Here is a 19,869-nt window from a genome sequence, read left to right as displayed (position 1 = left end):
AGAGGAGTGACTGGCATGATCCATCACGTAGTGGGGCTCTTCACCCACCCTGACCAAGAATGGAAAGAAATCCGTGGCGACCAGGAGGAAAGCATCAGCCACATGTACCTGACTCATACCCTGATCCTGGCGGCGATCCCCGCAGTGTCGGCCTTCATTGGCACCACGCAGGTCGGCTGGGTCATCGGCAATCGGCCTCCCGTGATGCTGACCGTAGAAAGCGCGATATGGATGACGGTCATGTCGTACCTGGCGATGCTCGGGGGTGTCGCGGTCATGGGCGCATTCATCCACTGGATGGCCCGCACCTATGACGCCAACCCAAGCCTCGCCCGCTGCATTGCGTTTGCAACCTACACCGCTACACCGCTGTTCATCGGTGGCCTCGCCGCCTTGTACCCGCACTTGTGGCTGGGGATGATCATCGGCACCGCCGCCATCTGCTACACGGTGTACTTGCTGTACGTGGGTTTACCGACGTTCATGAACATTCCATCTGACGAGGGCTTCCTGTTTTCAAGCTCGGTTCTCGCCGTAGGCCTGGTGGTGCTGGTCGCCATCATGGCATTCACTGTGATTGTCTGGGGACTCGGCGTGGGGCCGGTCTATACCAGCTAGACGCACAACACTGAAAATCAGAACTGCCGACAAGGGCCGCCGCAAGGCGGCCTTTTCATTCTTCAGCAACGAGACGGCACACGACCATTCGGCAACTTGGCGATTCGCAAGGTCCGAGGGTTACGGCATACTCGAGCGCTCTGGAGATCCATCAAGCATGCCCGAGCAACTCAATACCCGCGTCGAAGACTGTTTCCAACTAGCTGAATCCTTTTTCAAACGACCTTTCAAGCGCCCCGTGGTGAGCCTCAAGCTGCGTGGGCAAAAAGCCGGTGTCGCGCATTTGCACGAGAACCTGCTGCGCTTCAACCCGCAACTGTACCGGGAAAACACCGAAGATTTCCTCAAGCAGACCGTGGCCCATGAAGTCGCGCACCTGATCGCCCACCAACTGTTCGGCGACCGCATCCAGCCCCATGGCGAAGAGTGGCAGTTGATCATGCGCGGGGTGTACGAACTGCCGCCCAACCGCTGCCACACCTATGACGTCAAACGCCGCAGCGTGACCCGCTACATCTACAAATGCCCATGCGCCGACAGCGACTTTCCGTTCTCGGCCCAGCGCCATAGCCTGGTTCGACAGGGTCGGCGGTACTTGTGCCGACGGTGTCGCCATACCTTGGTGTTCAGTGGGGAGATGCGGGTCGAGTAGCGGGATGTGTGGTGGCCATATCGGCCCCTTCGTGAGCAAGCCCGCTCCCACAGGGGATCTGTGGCGTGACACAAAACCAGTGTGGGAGCGGGCTTGCCCGCGAAGAGGCCGGAGCAGACGCTAGAGAATTACCTTGGCGAAGCGCAATTGAGCAATCCGCTCAGCACTGAACCCCAACTCCCCCAACACCTGATCCGTATGCTGCCCCAACGCCGCACCGATATGCTTCGGCTCAGGCAAGCCATCGGAAAACTTCAGCGGGCATGCCATCTGCGCCTGGCTCGAACCATCACCACGAGGCACATCGGCCACCAACTCCCGCGCCTGCAACTGCGGATGACTTAGCGCTTCTCCCAGACTCAACACCGGCTCGACACAAGCGTCCAGTTCGGCGAACAACGCGCGCAACTCGGCAAAGTCGTGCTTTTCGAATTCGACCTTCAGCGCATCTTTAAGCTGCTTCTGGTGCACCGGTTGCGGTGACAGGCCGAGGCCGGCCAATTCCTCTAACCCCAATGCCGTGCACAACTGTTTCATGAAGGCCGGCTCCAGGCTACCCACCGACAGCCAGCGCCCATCCCGGGAACGGTAGTAATCGTAGAAGCTGCCGCCATTGAGCGCCTGGTTTTCCGGCCCCGGCTCGATACCGCAGGCCAGATACCCGGCACCCGCCATCGCGTTCAGGCTGAACGCGCAGTCGGTCATGCTGACATCCAGGTGCTGGCCCTGACCGGTCTGCTGCCGGGCAATGACCGCCGCCAGCAAGCCAATCACTCCGTGCAGCGAGCCACCGGCGACATCCGCTACCTGCATGCCCAACGGCAGCGGCCCACTGTCGGCCCGGCCGGTGTAACTCGCCAGCCCGGACAAGGCCAGGTAGTTGATGTCATGGCCAGCGCGGTCCTTGTAGGGACCGGTCTGGCCGTAGCCGGTGATCGACACATAAATCAATTTTGGATTGATTGCCTTCAGGGCTTCGTAACCCAGGCCCAGACGCTCCATGACACCCGGGCGGAACTGCTCGAGCACGATGTCATAGTCCTCCAGCAACGACCTGATCACCTCCAGCGCTTCAGGCTGTTTGAGGTCCAGGGCGAGGCTGCGCTTGTTGCGGTTGAGGTAGGCATGGCTGGCTGACACACCTTGATCGTGGGGCGGCAACACGCGCAGCAGATCCATGCGCGTCGGTGATTCGATACGCAGCACTTCGGCGCCCATGTCCGCCAGCAACAACGAGGCGAACGGCCCCGGCAGCAATGTCGAGAAATCCAGAACCTTGAGTGATGCCAGTGGACCGAGCATGAATGTTCTCCCTTAACGATGCACCCAGCCTAGGCAGCCATTGGCATTGCAGCAATCACCTTATGTGCCATGCGCAGTGACCGTTGTGCTCAAACAGCAGGCATGAAAAAACCCGCCGAAGCGGGTTTTTCATTACAACAAGGCTTACTTGGCGCTCGTCGGGGTTGCCCCTTCGACGTGGCCCAGAACATCACCCTTAGGCTCGTCGGCAATGCCGCGACCGCCCGAGGCCAGCTCAGCTTGCAGCACATCGGTGTCCAGTTCCTTGACCCACTTGGCCACAACGATGGTGGCCACGGCGTTACCGACCAGATTGGTCAAGGCACGGGCTTCGGACATGAAACGGTCGATACCGAGGATCAGCGCCAGGCCGGCAACCGGCAGGTGACCCACGGCGGACAGGGTGGCAGCCAGTACGATGAAACCGCTACCGGTCACGCCCGCAGCCCCCTTGGACGACAGCAGCAACACGACCAACAGGGTGATCTGGTGCGTGATGTCCATGTGCGTATCGGTGGCCTGGGCAATGAACACCGCGGCCATGGTCAGGTAGATCGCAGTACCGTCGAGGTTGAACGAGTAGCCGGTCGGGATCACCAGGCCCACGACAGATTTCTGCGCGCCCAGACGCTCCATCTTGATCAGCATGCGTGGCAGCACCGATTCCGAAGAAGAAGTACCGAGTACGATCAGCAGTTCTTCACGGATGTAGCGGATCATTTTCAGCACGCTGAAACCGTGCAGGCGGGCGATGGAGCCCAGCACGACCAGGATGAACAGCAGGCAAGTGATATAGAAGCAGGCCATCAGTTGACCCAGCTGCACCAGCGAGCCGACACCGTAGGCACCGATGGTGAACGCCATGGCGCCGAAGGCACCGATTGGCGCGAGCTTCATGATCATGTTGATGATGTTGAACATCACGTGGGCGAAGCGATCGATGAAGTCCAGCAACGGCTTGCCGTAGGCACCCAGGCGATGCAGGGCAAAACCGAAGATCACCGAGAACATCAGCACTTGCAGGATGTCACCGGTGGCGAAGGCACCGACGATGGTGGCCGGGATCACGTTCAGCAGGAAACCGACGACGCTTTGGTCAGCACCGGCCGCAACATAAGCGGCAACCTTGGAGGCATCGAGGGTGGCGACATCGATGTGCATGCCATTGCCCGGCTGCACGATGTTGACCACGACCAGGCCGACCAGCAGTGCGATGGTCGAAACGATCTCGAAGTACAGCAGCGCGTAGCCACCGGTCTTGCCGACCGATTTCATGTCCTGCATACCGGCGATACCGCTGACAACGGTACAGAAGATGATCGGGGCGATGATCATTTTGATCAGCTTGATGAACCCGTCACCCAGTGGCTTAACGGCCACGCCGAGCTGTGGGTAGAAGTGACCGAGCGCGATACCGATGACAATTGCAACGATCACCTGGAAATACAGGGATTTGTACAGTGGCTGACGAGTCGTCATTGCAAAGTTCCTCAAGGGTGCCCGGTGACAACATCCATCTGTTGCCCGCAACACCGCAATTGCGAACCCTCCTGCACTGGAGGGATTTGTTTTTTCGAGCTGCGCAACGGCAGGCATCTACTCGTTGTATCGCAAGGCCCGTGCCACCTTCGGTAAAATCCCTGCAAGCCTTTTGATATCAGGGGTCGCGGCAAATTCCCTGTCACCAGACGGTTACAAGCATGTGGCGGATTTCCGCCCTTCCATTAAAAGTCATCCTGCAATTTGGCGGATATCCGCCCTGTTCATGCCCGCAGTGCGCAGCTACCATCCGTCGCTCAACGGTCAGATCTGCTGCCATGCGCGAACGCACCATCGCCAGTCATTTCGCCCGCGCCGTTCTCGGGGGCGCGCGTCGACACGCCTACGACTATTCGGGACTGCTACAACAACTGGGGATCAGCCCCGAGTTGCTGGACGAGCCGCGGGCGCGCATCGCTCCTGAGCAATTCACCCAACTGATTCAGGCCTTATGGCTGGCACTGGACGACGAGTACCTGGGGTTCGGGCAAGCCCCGAGCAGGCCGGGCAGCTTCGCGATGATGTGCCATGCCGTGATTCACTGCCGCAGCCTGGATAAGGCACTCAATCGCGGCTTATTGTTTTATAGCCTATTCCCCGGGGCTCCGCGCCTGACCCTGAGCCGCGAAGATGAATGGGTTCGCCTGAGTCTCGACGACTCGCAGTTTTGGGACCCGGATCATTTCCTCAGCGAAAGCCTGCTGGTGATCTGGCACCGTTTCGGCAGTTGGCTGATCGGCCAGCGCATTCGCCTGGAACAGGCCACGTTCAGCTACCCGCGCCCTGAACACGGCGCCGAGTACGACCTGCTGTTTTCCTGTCCACTGGAGTTTTCCAGGGACCAGAGCAGCCTGCTGTTTCACAGCCGTTACCTGGCCATGCCGCTGCTGCAGGACGAACGCACCCTCAAGCATTTCCTCGAACGCTCCCCCGCCGACCTGCTCTCGCGCCCGGATGACGGCGACAGTTTGAGCAGCCGTTTGCGGCGCTTGCTCAGTCGCGACAGTTCACACTGGCCCGACCTGGAAGCCGTGGCCGCCCACCTGCACATCAGCCCACAGACCTTGCGCCGGCATTTGCGGGAAGAGGGTTCGAGTTTTCAGGAATTGAAGGACCAGTTGCGTCGGGACATCGCGATTTATCACCTGAGCCGTGCCGACCTGTCGTTGCAACAAATCGCCGAGCAGCTGGGGTTTTCCGAGCCGTCGGCGTTTCACCGGGCGTTCAAGAAGTGGACGGGGCTGACGCCAGGGGCTTATCGGGCGCAGGAAAACTGAGGTTCAAGGCTCAGTTACAGGGTGAATTCACTGGCCCCTTCGCGAGCAAGCTCGCTCCTACAGGTTTTTCGCAAGCCTTTGTGGGAACGGGCTTGCTCGCGAAGGGGCCAGCGAATGCACCATCAAACCTCAAGTCAAACCACCGGAAAATGAATCCGGAACGCCGCCCCGCCCATCGGTGAATCACCCAGGGTCAGTTGGGCGCTGTAGCTCTCGATGATGTCCTTGACCACCGCCAGGCCAATGCCCTGCCCCGGGTGCTGACGATCCAGACGCTCGCCGCGCTCGAGAATCCGTGCGCGCTGATCCTGCGGTACGCCGGGACCGTCGTCCTCGACACACAACTCGGTGCCACTGAGGGTTTCACGCACGCTGATGCGTATTTCACCGAGGCACAGGCGATAGGCGTTTTCCAGCAGGTTGCCCATCATCTCCAGCAGAGCGCCCTGCTCGATCGGTACGTAGCACGGGTCGGGCAGGTCGAACGCGACGTGCACGCGCTTGTCGCGATAGACCTTGTCCAGCGTGTCGCACAGGCTTTTCAGCACCGGATGCAAGCGCACCTGATGACGTACCAGACCGCTTTTGCGCAGGCTGGCGCGCTGCAACTGGTAGCTGATCTGCTGGCTCATGCGTTCGATCTGGGCTTGCAGTACCCAGGCCTGATCGCGATCTTCGGGACGCTGGGCCATGTCTTCACTGACGCCTTGCAACACCGCCAGCGGCGTTTTCAGGCTATGGGCCAGGTCATCGAGGGAATCACGATAGCGACTGCGCTGCTCACGCTCACTGTGCAGCAAACGGTTGAGGGAACCGGTCAGGCGCAGCAATTCCCGGGGATGTTCTTCACTGAGGCTTTCTCGTGTACCACCTTCAATCTCGTCCAGTTCCTGGCTCAAGCGCCGCAACGCCTGCAAGCCCCAGGTCAGACCGATCCACAGCAATGCCAACAGCACCAGCAATGCCGCGCCAAAACCCAGATAGAGATTTTCCCGCAGGCCTTCGAGGGTCAGTTCGTACTCGCGAACCGGCTGCAGGGCAACGATACTGAAGGCTGCACTTTTGCCGCCGAGCAACTTGACCTCGACGTCGTAGACGAAGAACTCCTCGCCATTGGCTTCGCGGATCCGCGCGAACTCGTTGCCTCGTCCGTCATAGCGCGGCTTGTAGTTGATGCGTTCTTCCTGGGTCGCCTTCGAACGCCAGACCAGATGCCCTTCACGGTCATAAATGTAACCGAGCAGTCGGCTGTCGGTGAGATTGAAGCGCTCGTCGGGCAATTGCGCCGGCATCTGCAGGCTGTTGTTCTCCACCCGGGCGGCGGAGATCAACGTGGTCACGTCCGATGCCAGACGCTGCTCGATGGAGTCCTGCAGCGCCAGGCTGAAGGCACCCTGCATCGCCGGCAGCAACGCCAGCATGAACAACACCGCCAACAGCGTGGCGGCGAGCATCAAGCGAATGCGCAGCGAACGGATCAAGTGCAACGCTCATTGAACAGGTAGCCCAGGCCGCGCACAGTGTCGATCGGCTTGAATCCGCCCGGCCCCTCCAGTTTACGGCGCAGACGGCCGACCAACACCTCGATCACATTCGGATCACGCTCGTCGTCATCGGGGTAGAGCTGTTCCATCAAGCGGTCCTTGGGCACCACTTGCTGATGGTGGCGCATCAAGTATTCGAGAATGCGGTATTCGTACGCGGTCAGCGCCAATGGCTGGTCATCGAGGGACGCCTGCTTGCGATTCAGATCCAACAGCAAGGGACCGGCAACGATGGTCGACTGGGTGAAACCACTGGAGCGACGCAGCAAGGCATTCAGGCGGGCATCCAGTTCTTCGAACTGGAACGGTTTGACCACGTAATCGTCGGCACCGGCGGCCAGGCCTTCGACCTTGTCCTGCCAGTTACCGCGCGCGGTGAGGATCAGGATCGGGAAGGTTTTGCCACTTGAACGCAACAGGCGGATCAGGTCGAGCCCGCTCATGCCCGGCAGACCGAGGTCGATTACCGCCAGGTCAAAGTTGAACTGGGCGGTCTGGTACAGCGCCTCCTCGGCGTTGGCCACGGACTCGACCACGTGGCCGCTCTCCGTCAGGCGGGTTTGCAGGTGATGACGCAGCAGCGCTTCATCTTCGACGACCAGCAGTTTCATATTGCTCTCCCGGGCAAATCAACATCTCCAGAGGCGCAACGTCGCACCTCAATAGCTAACATGGCAATGGTCACTGTAGGAGCGAGCTTGCTCCGGGCGGCGATCCGACGAAGACGGCGGCACAGTCAACATTGATGTTGCCTGACACACCACTTTCGCGACCAAGCTCGCTCCTACAGGTATCGCGTTGGCGCAAACGCTTGTCAGAAAGCGTAGTTGGCGGACAGGTAAGTCTGGGCGCTGCTGGTCAGGTCCAGCGAACCCTGCTTGCTGCCACCGCGCTCACTCATCTCGGTGCTGGCGTTAGTGCGCAGGTAACGGTAACCCAGTTCAACCGAGGTGTTCTGCGAAACCTGTTGCAGCACACCCACCTGGCCACCGATGGCGTAGCCGATATCACTGTCGCGGCTGAAGCCTGACGACTCCTGAGTCATTTTGGTCAGGCCGGCCGTGGCACCACCGAACAGCTTGGTGCTGCCGCCCACCGGGTAGAACAGATCGTAGCTGCCCAGGAGGTTTTCCTGACGCAGTTTAATGCCGTTGTGCGAGCCCGACACATTGTCGTAAGTGGCGTAGTAGCGGCCCTGGGTGTTTTGCTGGCCCAGACGAACACCCCAGGTGGTGTCCTTGCCGATCACGCCATCGGCGTTCGGGTGATTGAGGTTATCGTTCAGGGCGTGGGATTTTTTGACCTTGTCGCTGGTCTGTCCAAGAGTAAGGCTGGCGAAGTTGTCGTCGGACGCGAAGGCTGCGGTGCTTGCGCCCAGAACCGTGAATGCCAGTAGCAGTTTTTTGAATCCAGTCATTGGGGAGTTCCTCATGTGCCGTTTGTTTTTTGGGTACGGGGCAAGGTTACGTACCGCGCCCTGAACTCCCCCTGAACGCACTCTGAACCTGGGCTGAACCGCCCCCTCGCGAATGTTTCGACACGTTTCAACAGGAGATTCGACCATGCGCATGTTCTTCGCTGTCCTCCTAATGGCCTTGAGCGGGCTCGGCCAGGCCGCCATCCAGACTCGGGAAATCCCCTACCAAAGTGCCGATGGCACAAAAATGATTGGCTACTACGCCTACGACGACACCCTCAAGGGCCCGCGCCCCGGGGTGTTGGTAGTGCATGAGTTCTGGGGGTTGAACGACTACGCCAAGCGTCGCGCCCGGGATCTCGCCGGCTTGGGCTATAGCGCCCTGGCCATCGACATGTACGGCGACGGCAAAAATACCGAGCACCCCAAAGATGCCATGGCCTTCATGCAAGCCGTGGCAAAAGACAGTGCCGTGTCGAGCGCAAGGTTCCAGGCCGGGCTCGACCTGCTGAAAAAACAAGCGCAAACCGATCCGGACAGGATCGCCGCCATCGGTTACTGCTTCGGCGGTGGCGTGGTGCTCAATGCCGCGCGCCAGGGTGTGCCACTGGCGGGGGTGGTGAGTTTCCATGGCGCCTTGGCGACCAATACGCCAGCAACACCAGGCAGCGTGAAGGCGAAGATCCTCGTGGAACACGGGGCGCTGGACAGCATCGTCACCCCGGAAAACATCACCGCTTTCAAGAGTGAGATGGACAAGGCGGGGGCCGACTACGCATTCGTCAGCCTCGACGGCGCCAAGCATGGTTTCACCAACCCGGATGCCGATCGGTTGAGCCATGGCGATCATGGCGGGCCGGACATCGGTTACAACAAGGCGGCGGATGAAAAATCCTGGGCGGACATGCAGGCGTTTTTCAAGAAGATCTTCAGCTGACACCACCCTCTGTGGCGAGAGGGCTTGCCCCCGTTCGGCTGCGAAGCAGTCGTAAATCCTGCAACCGCGCCCTGTCTGACACAACAATGCGACTGCAGGTTTTGGGGTGGCTTTGCCACCTAGCTGGAGCAAGCTCCCTCGCCACAAAAGCCACGCTACTACTACCCAGTCCTGGCGCTTATCGGCAAAATGCCGACATGAATCCTGCCCCCGCCCTACCCGTCTGCTGCACGCCCCTTGATGACCATTGGCCGCTGCCATTTGTGCTGCCCGATACGGTCCTGTTGAGCACTCACTTCGACAGCGCCCGACTGGCCAGCGATGACTTTCAGCGCAGTGCCATCGAGGTACCCGCGAGCATCCAGCGCTCAGTGGCCAAACGGCAGGCGGAGTTTCTCGCCGGGCGGGTGTGCGCCCGGGCCGCGTTACAGCGGCTCGAAGGCTTGAGCTTCATTCCGGCCATTGGTGAAGATCGGGCACCGGTCTGGCCTGCTCATATCGCCGGCTCGATCACCCACAGCACCGGCCGGGCGGCGGCCATCGTGGCGAACAAAAGCCATTGGCGCGGCCTGGGCATGGACCTGGAAAACCTGCTCAATGCAGATCGGGCCGAACGCCTGGCCAGCGAAATCCTCAACCCGCCGGAGCTACAGCGCATGGCGGCCGGTCCTCGCGAACAAATGGCGTTGCTGATCACCCTGACGTTCTCGGTCAAGGAAAGCCTGTTCAAGGCGCTCTATCCGATCGTTGAGAAACGCTTTTATTTCGAACACGCCGAAGTGCTGGAGTGGCGTGAGTCGGGCGAGGTGCGCTTGCGGCTGCTCACGGATTTGTCCAGCGAATGGCGTAACGGCACCGAACTGGATGCGCAGTTCGGGGTCAAGGATGGGCAATTGTTGAGCCTGGTCAGTATCAAGGCCTGAGGACGCCATCGCCGGCAAGCCGGCTCCTACAGGTCAGCGGTGTATTCACTTTTGTAGGAGCCGGCTTGCCGGCGATGGCGGTCGAGCGTCCACCGCATATCTCAACGCTTCTCCTGATTGCGTGGCCAACTCAGGCTGAAACACGCCCCGCCCAGGCTCTTGCTCTTGCCGATCAACGCGCGCCCGTCATGCCAATGGATGATACGTCGCACAATGGACAAGCCTAACCCATGGCCTCCGGAAGCACGGGTGCGACTGTCATCAAGTCGCAGAAACGGCGTAAAAATCTTCTCCCACGCCGACTCCGGCACACCCGGACCGTCATCCTCGATATCCACCCGGCATCGCTGCTGCCCCACCTGATAGCTGATGGTCACCCGTGATTGCGCATGACGCATGGCGTTGCTCACCAGGTTCTGGATCGCCCGATGCAGATAGCGAGGTTCGGCCTCGACCCAGGCGTCGTCGTTATCCGCCGCCGACAGGCATAACCCGCGCTGCACCGTGACGTCGGCGCGCAACGGCGCCAGCTCTTCGATCACCTGATTGACCAAGGCATCCAGATCGATCCGCTGGAAGTTCAGCGCCGGCGAGCCCTGCTCCAGCCGCGCATAGGTCAGCATCTCGTCCACCAGTCGGTCGAGGTCCTCGATGTCGTGATCCATGCCCTGGCAGTACTTTTCCAGGGCTTGCGGCGTGGTGGCCGAGCCGATCATTTCCAGGCCAAAGCGCAGGCGCGCCACCGGCGTGCGCAACTCGTGGGACACCGCTCGCACCAGTTCACGCTGGATCGCCAGCAACTGCTGCAAGTGCTCGGCCATACCGTTGAACGCCGAGGCCAACCGTCCCACCGAGTCCGCGCCGCGAGCCGGCACGCGGGTTTCCAGGCTGCCCTTGGCAATGCGCGTGGCGGCGGCCTCCAGACCGCGCAAGCGGCGCTCCAGTTGACGCACCAACAGATAGACAATCAAACCGATCAGCGTCAGGCCCAGCGCGGCGATCAGCACCAGCCACTCCGGCGGATAAGGATTCATCTGGTACAGGGGGCCGATTTCCAGGACCCACGGCGTGCCCACCATGCCGGCAAACACCCGGATCGAATCGCCCCCCTTGCCCAGCGCCATCACGGTGTCGCCCTCGGACACCCGACGGCTCTGGTCTTCGTCCATATCGGCTTCATCTACCGTGACCAGGCGCAGGTCGAAGCCGAACCCCTTGTTTTCCTTCAATTGCGCCAGGCGCAAGGGCTGGTCGGCGACCGGAGTGCGCACCAGTTCATCGGTCAGCAGGTAGATCGTCGCCCGGGCCAGTTGTTCGCTGATCTGCTGCACTTCCCCGGTGAGCATCAACTGTTCCTTGTCGCTGACCAGCTTGTAGACCTTCGCCGCGTGCGGCCCGGTCTGTTCCACCAATGCCTGGCCGCGCAACACACGGGTACGCTGGGTCAGGTCGAGGTCAGTCTCGGCAAAGGTTTTCAGCGCCAGCGGAATACCCAGCAAGCGCTCCCACACCAGCAAGGCGCGGTGGCGTTCGGTCTGGTTCATCGGTTGCAGGTTGTCGGCCATCAGCGAAAACGTGCCGTGGGCCAGGCGCTCGCGGTACTGCTCGCTGCGCACCTGATTGAGCAGGTGCAACGCCAGCACGCCAAGCACCGCCACCAGAATCAACGCGGCGCACATGCCGCCATAGATGCGCAGGAAGATGGAGTTCACAGGGATGGGTCTACGCAAGCCTCGGGAACGAACAGATAGCCTTTGCTGCGCACGGTCTTGATCAGCCGTGGATGCTCCGGGTCATCGCCGATCTTCGGGCGGATACGCGAGATGCGCACATCGATGGAGCGGTCCTGACCGTCATAACCGATGCCCCGTAGCGCGGTAAAGATCTCTTCCCGGGACAGAATGCGCCCGGCATTGGCCACCAACAGCCAGAGCAAGTCGAATTCGGCGCTGGTCAATTCGATGCCGTTGCCCTGCAACCAGGCTTCGCGCAGGGCGTTGTCGACGATCAGCGGGCCGAACTGCAGACGCCGCTGTTTTTCCGGGGCGACTTCCAGCGTTTCACTGCGACGCAGCAGGGCCTGGATGCGCGCCAGCAGCAGGCGCGGCCGTACCGGTTTGCACACGTAGTCGTCAGCACCCAGGTCCAGGCCGAGAATCTGGTCGGTGTCATCGGTCCGGGCGGTGAGCATCAGGATCGGGCCGTCGTAGCGGGAGCGGACCTTGCGGCAAATGCTCAGGCCATCTTCACCGGGGAGCATCAGGTCGAGGATCACCAGGTCCGGTTGTTCCTTGATGATGCGGTTCGCAGCGAGGGCACCATCCCCTTCGATCGATACACGCAGGCCATTGGCTTCCAGGTAATCGCGGGTCAGTTCGGCCAGTCGCTGGTCGTCCTCCACAATCAATACCTGCCAGGCTTCTTGCTCCACGGGTGACCTCTGCTTAACAAAAACACTAATAAGGAAGGATCCGCCCGTCTTTTTGTAATGATTCGGGGGGACAAATATGTATACACGCTGGGCCGATTGTATAAACGCCGCCCGTCGAGAACACAAGCGGGCAAATGCGTTCGGACAACAGTGTTTTTTGTGATAGGGTTCGCGCCCTTAAAAATCCGAACGGCTGTTTTCAATCGCTGAAAATCAGTGAAAAACAGTCCGCTCCAGCTAGCTCGCGGCCTACACGCCCGTTCCATCTTTCACACACAATTTACGCACAGGTTTATCCACAGGCAGTACGTTGCAACCCCCTCAAAAACGCATTATCTTGTACCTGGGCGCTAAAAAAACCCTACATGTAGGGTTTTAGCTTAAAAGCCCAACCACATTTCAGACCACAAACTCAAGCGCTTTATTGCCAGTTTATGGTTGAACCAAGCACGATTTTACAAGCCCAAACCGCACAGGCGGATGGCACCGTTTTTTCAGGCCCGCATGGCCGGAACGGTACGGGTGTTGCAGTCATGACTGGCACCCCAGAAAGGAATCCGGCTTCGAGCTCAGGCTCGGGGCCAAAGACTTCGGCACGGAAGCGGCATCATTAGCCTTTTTCCTACTGTCCCGAAGTTGTTATGCCCGACGCCAAGTCGGTTGTAGTGCTTCAGGACAGAACGGTGGGCACCGTGATGGTGCCCAAACAAACATAGAGAATGTGGAGACACCCCCCCATGCAAACCGACACAACTCGCGAGAACCCGCAGGGCACCTTGCCGCAGGCCGCTGATTCGAATTCGGATCTGTCCGCCACCGCGCCTGGCCAACTGCGCGTGATCAAGCATAACGGCACTGTCGTTCCCTACACCGATGACAAAATCACCGTCGCCATCACCAAAGCGTTTCTCGCAGTTGAAGGCGGCACCGCTGCTGCCTCGTCGCGAATCCACGACACTGTTGCCCGCCTGACCGAACAGGTCACCGCGACCTTCAAGCGTCGCATGCCATCGGGCGGCACCATCCACATCGAAGAAATCCAGGACCAGGTCGAACTGGCCCTGATGCGCGCCGGCGAGCAGAAAGTGGCTCGCGACTACGTGATCTACCGTGACGGTCGTTCGAAAGAACGTGCCGCCCACGCGCCGGCCGAGGAAGCGGTCAACGCTCACCCGTCGATCCGCATCACCCGTGCCGACGGCACCTTTGCTCCTCTGGACATGGGTCGCCTGAACACCATCGTCACCGAAGCGTGCGAAGGCCTGGAAGAAGTCGACGGCGACCTGATCCAGCGCGAAACCCTGAAGAACCTGTACGACGGCGTAGCCCTGAACGACGTCAACACCGCCCTGGTGATGACCGCCCGTACCCTGGTTGAACGCGAGCCGAACTACTCGTTCGTGACCGCGCGCCTGCTGATGGACACCTTGCGTGCCGAAGGCCTGGGCTTCCTCGAAGTGGCCGAGAGCGCCACTCACCACGAGATGGTCGACCTGTACGCCAAGGCACTGCCGGCCTACATCGCCAAAGGTATCGAGTTCGAACTGCTGAACCCAGTGCTGGCCTCCTTCGACCTGGAAAAACTGGGCAAGGCGATCAACCACGAGCGCGACCAGCAATTCACCTACCTGGGCCTGCAGACCCTGTACGACCGTTACTTCATCCACAAGGACGGTATCCGCTTCGAACTGCCGCAGATCTTCTTCATGCGCGTGGCCATGGGCCTGGCGATCGAAGAGAAGAACAAAGAAGATCGCGCGATCGAGTTCTACAACCTGCTGTCGTCCTTCGACTACATGGCTTCGACTCCGACCCTGTTCAACGCCGGTACCCTGCGTCCACAGCTGTCGAGCTGCTACCTGACCACCGTGCCGGATGACCTGTCGGGCATCTACCACGCGATCCACGACAACGCCATGCTGTCGAAATTTGCTGGCGGCCTGGGCAACGACTGGACTCCGGTTCGTGCGCTGGGTTCGTACATCAAGGGCACCAACGGCAAGTCCCAGGGCGTCGTACCGTTCCTGAAAGTAGTGAACGACACCGCAGTTGCCGTTAACCAGGGTGGCAAGCGCAAAGGCGCTGTCTGTGCCTACCTGGAAACCTGGCACATGGACATCGAAGAGTTCATCGAGCTGCGCAAGAACACCGGTGATGACCGTCGTCGTACCCACGACATGAACACCGCCAACTGGATCCCTGACCTGTTCATGAAGCGCGTCTTCGATGACGGCAAGTGGACCCTGTTCTCGCCGTCCGAAGTACCGGACCTGCACGACCTGACCGGCAAGGCCTTCGAAGAGCGCTACGAGTACTACGAAGCCCTGACCGAGTACCCGGGCAAGGTCAAGCTGTTCAAGACCATCCAGGCCAAAGACCTGTGGCGCAAGATGCTGTCCATGCTGTTCGAAACCGGCCACCCATGGCTGACCTTCAAGGACCCGTGCAACCTGCGCAGCCCGCAGCAGCACGTGGGCGTGGTCCACAGCTCGAACCTGTGCACCGAGATCACCTTGAACACCAACAAGGACGAGATCGCCGTTTGCAACCTGGGCTCGATCAACCTGCCGAACCACATCGTCGACGGCAAGCTGGACACCGCCAAGCTGCAACGCACCGTGAACACCGCCGTGCGCATGCTCGACAACGTGATCGACATCAACTACTACTCGGTGCCGCAAGCGAAGAACTCCAACTTCAAGCACCGTCCGGTCGGCCTGGGCATCATGGGCTTCCAGGACGCGCTGTACCTGCAGCACATCCCTTACGGTTCCGACGCTGCCGTCGAGTTCGCCGACAAGTCGATGGAAGCGGTCAGCTACTACGCGATCCAGGCGTCCTGCGACCTGGCCGATGAGCGTGGCGCCTACGACACCTTCCAGGGTTCGCTGTGGTCCAAGGGCATCCTGCCGCTGGATTCGCAACAGATCCTGATCGAGGCCCGTGGCCAGAAGTACATCGATGTCGACCTGAACGAATCCCTGGACTGGGCACCGGTTCGCGCCCGTGTACAGAAAGGCATCCGTAACTCGAACATCATGGCCATCGCACCGACCGCGACCATCGCCAACATCACCGGCGTCTCGCAGTCGATCGAACCGACCTACCAGAACCTCTATGTGAAATCGAACCTGTCGGGCGAATTCACCGTGATCAACCCGTACCTGGTTCGCGACCTCAAGGCTCGCGGTCTGTGGGACTCGGTCATGATCAACGACCTGAAGTACTACGACGGTTCGGTGCAGCAGATCGAGCGCATCCCGCAAGAACTCAAAGAGCTCTACGCGACTGCCTTCGAAGTGGACACCAAGTGGATCGTCGACGCCGCCAGCCGTCGCCAGAAGTGGATCGACCAGGCTCAGTCGCTGAACCTGTACATCGCCGGCGCCTCGGGCAAGAAGCTGGACGTGACCTACCGCATGGCCTGGTACCGTGGCCTGAAAACCACTTACTACCTCCGTGCCCTGGCCGCGACCAGCACCGAGAAGTCGACCATCAACACCGGCAAGCTGAACGCTGTCTCCAGCGGCGGCAACCACGGTGAAGATTCGGTCCTGGCAGCACCTGCCGGCCCTGCTCCAGTGCCGAAGGCTTGCGCCATCGACGAACCGGATTGCGAAGCTTGCCAATAAGCTGAGCCTGTAGGAGCGAGCTTGCTCGCGATGGTCTTGAGGCCGCCGCGTGTTTTCAGACAACACGCGTTATCGTTGACGACCATCGCGAGCAAGCTCGCTCCTACACCTACAGGTTTCACGAGCACAAAAAAAGCCCCTCTCTCGAGGGGCTTTTTTGTGCAGCACTTTCCAGCATCAAGCCATCTGGATGATGGTCTGCATGATGGTGCTCTGGGTGGAGATGGTCTTGGCGTTCGCCTGGTAGTTGCTCTGCGCCTTGATCAGGTCGACCAGTTCGTTGGTCAGGTTGACGTTGGACTCTTCCAGGGAGTTGGAAACGATCGAACCCAGGGTGCCAGTCTGCGGCGCATCGTAGCCCGGGATGCCCGATGTGTAGGTCTCTTTCCAACTGGTGCCGCCTACCGGCTGCAGGCCTTGCTCGTTGGTGAAGCTGGCCAGGGAGATCTGGCCGATGGGCTTGGTCTGGTTGTTGCTGAAGTTGGCCAGCAACACACCGCTGCCGTCGATGGTCAGGTTGGTGATCTGGCCAGTGGCATAACCGTTCTGCGATGGAATCGAACGCGCGGTGTCGGCGTTGAACTGGGTGGTGCTGGCCATGGCGATGGTCACGCCAGCCGGGTCGGCTGACGCGCCGTTGGCCGTCCAGACGCCATTGGTGACACTGCCTGGGGTCCAGTTGGTGATTTTCAGGTCACTGCTGATCACCGAAGTCGGTGGTGTGGTCGGCGGCGTCACCGGTGTGCTGACCGAAGTCAGTTTGCCGGCGGAATCGAACGTCATGGTCGAAGGAACCGGAGCGGTAACGGTTGGATCACTGCCATCGGGGTTGCGACCATCGATCAGCGTGTAGGTGTCCCAGGTATTCGGACCAGTCTTGACCATGTATTGATCCATGGGGTGCTGGTTACCCTGAGTATCGAAGACCGGGGTGCTGAACGACTTGGTAAAGGTCTCGGTCTTGGACGGATCGAACTTGTTCGCCGCAACTGTCTGGTCGATCACCGGCGCCGTGGAGTTCAGGTTGATGATCGATGACACGCTGCTGGTGGACTTCGGCGCCAGGTTGGAGGTGTCGATCCGCAGGTCGGTCAGCACGCCGTTGACGATCTTGCCGTTGGCATCCACACCGTAGCCTTGCAGGCGGGCAGTGCCGTCGCTGTTGGTGACGTAGCCGTCCTTGTCGGTCTTGAACGTACCGGCACGGGTGTAGGTCAGCGAACCGTTGTTGCTCATCACGAAGAAGCCGCTACCCTGGATACCCATGTCGAGCACGTTGCCGGTGTTGCTCACGTCACCCTGGGTGAACTGCTGGGAAACGTTGGCCAGGCGCACGCCGTTGCCGACGGTCTTGCTGCCGGTGCCCAGGCGGGTCGCCGAGTACACGTCTTCGAATTCTGCACGGGACGATTTGAAACCGGTGGTCGCGACGTTGGCGATGTTGTTGCCGGTAACGTCCAGTTGTTTGTTGGCTGCAAAGAGACCGCTAAGGCCGATATTGAAAGACATCATCCACTCCTTTATGCCGGGTTAGTCGGCTTTACATACCAATGGTTTGTACTTTGGACAGGGCAACGCTGCCCAGCCCGGCCAGATTGAGCATCAACTCACCGCCGGTCTGGCTGATGGTCACGCTGTTGACGGTCGCGGGCAGGTTGGTGATCAACGCGACGGACTGGCCATCGATCGTGCTCGTGGCGCCGAAGGTGTAGGTGCCGGCAGGTACCGTCTCACCCGCATCGTTCTTGCCGTCCCAGATGAAGCTGGCGTTGCCGGCCTTCTGCGAACCGAGGTCGATGGTGCGCACGGTCTTGCCGGTCGAGTCGGTGATCTTCAGGGTGGCGGACGCCACCGAAGACGGAACCACCACCGTGCCGCTGAGGCTCTTGGTGGTATCGACCACGGCCTTGTCGCCCGGCGCGATGACCGAACGGCCCACCAGCGACGACGCCTGCAAGGCCTGGGACGAGTTGTAGTTGCTGGCCAGGCCGCTCACGGTATCGTTGAGCGTGGTGATGCCTTCCAGGCTGCTGAACTGCGCCAGCTGGGCCACGAACGCGCCGTTGTCCTGGGGCTCCAGCGGGTTCTGGTTTTTCAGCTGGGTCACCAGCAATTGCAGGAACGCATCCTTGCCCAGCGCCTTGTTGCCCGAAGCGCTACCGGCTGCCGACGCGAGGCCGTCAGTCGTGGTGTTGGTCTTGATCGAGGAGTTGGCCAGGATGTCGTTGAGGCTCAAACCGCTGGTGGAATCGCTAACACTCATGTGAGTCGCCCCTTATCACTGACCGAGGGTCAGGACCTTCTGCATCATGGTTTTGGCGGTGTTCATCATTTCGGCGTTGGTCTGGAAGGAACGGCTCGCGGAAATCATGTCGGCCATTTCTTCAACCACGTTGACGTTCGGGTAGTAGACGTAGCCCTTGGCATCGGCTGCCGGATGATTCGGCTCGTAGCGTGCCTCGAGGTTGCTCTGGTCTTCGACCACGCCCAGTACCTGCACGCCTTGGCCGGCGGCATCCTGGCTCTGGAACAGCGAGTCGCTGCCGCCGCTCTGGCCGCCCTGGAACATGGTGGCGAATACCGGGTGACGCGCGCGGTAGGTCTGGTCGATGCTCGACGAAACCGTCTCGGCGTTGGCGATGTTCGAAGCGACGGTGTTCAAACGCGTGGTCTGCGCACTCATGCCGCTACCGGCAATGTTGAAAACACTGGATAGAGACATGGCTTACTCTCCGCGCAGGGCTGATACCAGCCCTTTGAATTTGCTGTTGAGCAGGGTGAAGCTGGCCTGGAAGCCGATCGCGTTCTCCGCGTAGTTCGACTGCTCCAGCTGAGCGTCCACGGTGTTCTGGTCGATCGACGGTTGCATTGGCGTGCGATACAGCAACGACTCGTCGCCATTGCCCAGGCCTTCAGCTTCGATATGACGGCTGTTGGTCATGTTCAAGGCGAAAGTGCCGCTCTTGGTTTTCTCGTTCTGCTCGGCGAGCACTTTCGAAAAGTCCAGATCCCGAGCCTTGTAGTTCGGGGTATCGGCGTTGGCGATGTTGTTGGCCAGGACTTCGGCACGCTGGGCGCGGAAGCCCAGGGCTTGTTCGTGGATACCGAGCGCTTTATCGAAGCTGATGCTCATGTCGGGAAACCTTCGGGTGACCTGATTTTTCGTAGGATCAACTTAGCAAGCCCCATGCCAATTCAAAAAAGCCCGGAAACCGGGGCTTTGCCGGCCATGGCAACGCGGCAATGCCAGAAAAGCGGCAACGGTTTTCCGCCGCCTGCCGCTTTTCTGCCGCTTGGTACGATCAAAAGAACACCGTGTCACCTTGTAGGAGCCGGCTTGCTGGCGATGAACGATGACACAGTCTGCCTGGATGACCGCGGCGCCTGGATCGCCAGCAAGCCGGCTCCTACAAGGGCACGCGGTGTAAGTTGGAAATTATCGGCCACAAAAAAAAGGAGCCCCAAAGGGCTAATGCCAGTCAGTTAAGCTGACTGGCATTTTTATTTTTGATCGGATACTTCGGGGATTTGAGCCTGATGGCCCGGGGGTAAATGCGCTCCGCCCGTCGATGAGGCAGTACATACTGCGGGGCTGAG

17 protein-coding genes are annotated in these 19,869 nt (G+C 60.1%); 6 read left to right on the top strand and 11 right to left on the bottom strand.

The annotated features are described in order from the left end of the window. The first annotated feature begins 15 nt into the window (after positions 1-15). The gene (locus KGA88_RS24275; RefSeq protein ID WP_103397719.1) at positions 16-618 is read left to right on the top strand and encodes a Yip1 family protein; all 603 of its coding nucleotides are present in this window, start codon (positions 16-18) and stop codon (positions 616-618) included. Positions 619-775: 157 nt separating this feature from the next. Then, positions 776-1,270: a SprT family zinc-dependent metalloprotease gene (locus KGA88_RS24270; protein WP_093215387.1), complete on the top strand. Its 495-nt coding sequence runs from the start codon at positions 776-778 to the stop codon at positions 1,268-1,270. 120 nt (positions 1,271-1,390) lie between these two features. Here the strand turns inward: KGA88_RS24270 and KGA88_RS24265 are convergent, their stop codons facing one another. Both KGA88_RS24265 and KGA88_RS24260 read right to left on the bottom strand, forming a co-directional pair. Beyond that, positions 1,391-2,572, bottom strand: a complete 1,182-nt coding sequence (locus KGA88_RS24265; RefSeq protein ID WP_110660819.1) for a CaiB/BaiF CoA transferase family protein — start codon at positions 2,570-2,572, stop codon at positions 1,391-1,393. A 144-nt stretch (positions 2,573-2,716) separates the two neighbouring features. Next, positions 2,717-4,051: a dicarboxylate/amino acid:cation symporter gene (locus tag KGA88_RS24260; RefSeq protein ID WP_110660820.1), complete on the bottom strand. Its 1,335-nt coding sequence runs from the start codon at positions 4,049-4,051 to the stop codon at positions 2,717-2,719. Positions 4,052-4,389: 338 nt separating this feature from the next. On the opposite strand from KGA88_RS24260, the gene KGA88_RS24255 reads away from it, so the two are divergent. Then, positions 4,390-5,388: an AraC family transcriptional regulator gene (locus KGA88_RS24255; RefSeq protein WP_223594723.1), complete on the top strand. Its 999-nt coding sequence runs from the start codon at positions 4,390-4,392 to the stop codon at positions 5,386-5,388. A gap of 134 nt (positions 5,389-5,522) precedes the next feature. Here the strand turns inward: KGA88_RS24255 and KGA88_RS24250 are convergent, their stop codons facing one another. The 3 genes from KGA88_RS24250 to KGA88_RS24240 form a co-directional block, all read right to left on the bottom strand. Then, a complete protein-coding gene (locus KGA88_RS24250; protein ID WP_110660822.1) occupies positions 5,523-6,869 on the bottom strand; it encodes an ATP-binding protein in 1,347 nt (448 codons plus the stop codon). After that, positions 6,866-7,543, bottom strand: coding sequence for a response regulator transcription factor (locus KGA88_RS24245; protein WP_110660823.1), 678 nt, complete (start codon positions 7,541-7,543; stop codon positions 6,866-6,868). Before KGA88_RS24245 ends, KGA88_RS24250 begins: the two co-directional genes overlap by 4 nt. 203 nt (positions 7,544-7,746) lie before the next feature. Continuing rightward, entirely contained in the window at positions 7,747-8,349 is a 603-nt protein-coding gene (locus KGA88_RS24240) for a hypothetical protein (protein WP_110660824.1), read from the bottom strand. 145 nt (positions 8,350-8,494) lie between these two features. Between KGA88_RS24240 and KGA88_RS24235 the strand changes: the two genes are divergently transcribed. Both KGA88_RS24235 and KGA88_RS24230 read left to right on the top strand, forming a co-directional pair. Further along, positions 8,495-9,286 carry a dienelactone hydrolase family protein gene (locus KGA88_RS24235; protein ID WP_223594722.1) on the top strand — a complete coding sequence of 264 codons (792 nt, stop codon included), beginning with the start codon at positions 8,495-8,497 and terminating at the stop codon, positions 9,284-9,286. 197 nt (positions 9,287-9,483) lie between these two features. Further along, positions 9,484-10,209: a 4'-phosphopantetheinyl transferase gene (locus KGA88_RS24230; protein WP_223594721.1), complete on the top strand. Its 726-nt coding sequence runs from the start codon at positions 9,484-9,486 to the stop codon at positions 10,207-10,209. A 101-nt stretch (positions 10,210-10,310) separates the two neighbouring features. Here the strand turns inward: KGA88_RS24230 and KGA88_RS24225 are convergent, their stop codons facing one another. Together KGA88_RS24225 and KGA88_RS24220 are read right to left on the bottom strand one after the other, a co-directional pair. Further along, positions 10,311-11,921 carry an ATP-binding protein gene (locus tag KGA88_RS24225; protein ID WP_103397728.1) on the bottom strand — a complete coding sequence of 537 codons (1,611 nt, stop codon included), beginning with the start codon at positions 11,919-11,921 and terminating at the stop codon, positions 10,311-10,313. Beyond that, the gene (locus tag KGA88_RS24220) at positions 11,918-12,640 is read right to left on the bottom strand and encodes a response regulator (RefSeq protein ID WP_223594719.1); all 723 of its coding nucleotides are present in this window, start codon (positions 12,638-12,640) and stop codon (positions 11,918-11,920) included. The genes KGA88_RS24225 and KGA88_RS24220 overlap by 4 nt, the downstream gene beginning before the upstream one ends. A 737-nt stretch (positions 12,641-13,377) precedes the next feature. Here KGA88_RS24220 and KGA88_RS24215 point away from each other — a divergent pair. Then, positions 13,378-16,272 carry a ribonucleoside-diphosphate reductase subunit alpha gene (locus tag KGA88_RS24215; protein WP_223594717.1) on the top strand — a complete coding sequence of 965 codons (2,895 nt, stop codon included), beginning with the start codon at positions 13,378-13,380 and terminating at the stop codon, positions 16,270-16,272. 177 nt (positions 16,273-16,449) lie between these two features. Here KGA88_RS24215 and flgE read toward each other — a convergent pair whose 3' ends face one another. Genes flgE through flgB form a run of 4 tightly spaced genes read right to left on the bottom strand, consistent with a single transcriptional unit; the run spans position 16,450 to position 19,405 of the window. Then, complete coding sequence (gene flgE, locus KGA88_RS24210; protein WP_317851686.1) at positions 16,450-17,781, bottom strand: flagellar hook protein FlgE; 1,332 nt, start codon at positions 17,779-17,781, stop codon at positions 16,450-16,452. 31 nt (positions 17,782-17,812) lie between these two features. After that, positions 17,813-18,535, bottom strand: coding sequence for a flagellar hook assembly protein FlgD (gene flgD / locus KGA88_RS24205; RefSeq protein WP_223594712.1), 723 nt, complete (start codon positions 18,533-18,535; stop codon positions 17,813-17,815). A 15-nt stretch (positions 18,536-18,550) separates the two neighbouring features. Next, on the bottom strand, positions 18,551-18,994 hold the full coding sequence (flgC, locus tag KGA88_RS24200) for a flagellar basal body rod protein FlgC (RefSeq protein WP_007980123.1): 444 nt from the start codon (positions 18,992-18,994) through the stop codon (positions 18,551-18,553). 3 nt (positions 18,995-18,997) lie between these two features. After that, positions 18,998-19,405: a flagellar basal body rod protein FlgB gene (gene flgB, locus KGA88_RS24195; protein WP_008051530.1), complete on the bottom strand. Its 408-nt coding sequence runs from the start codon at positions 19,403-19,405 to the stop codon at positions 18,998-19,000. Between the last annotated feature and the right edge of the window lie 464 nt (positions 19,406-19,869).

Origin of the sequence: Pseudomonas sp. A-R-19 (assembly GCF_019956575.1) — a bacterium.
Classification (GTDB): domain Bacteria; phylum Pseudomonadota; class Gammaproteobacteria; order Pseudomonadales; family Pseudomonadaceae; genus Aquipseudomonas.
Note: the sequence above shows the minus strand (reverse complement) of the source record. Positions and strands in the feature narration are given on the sequence as shown.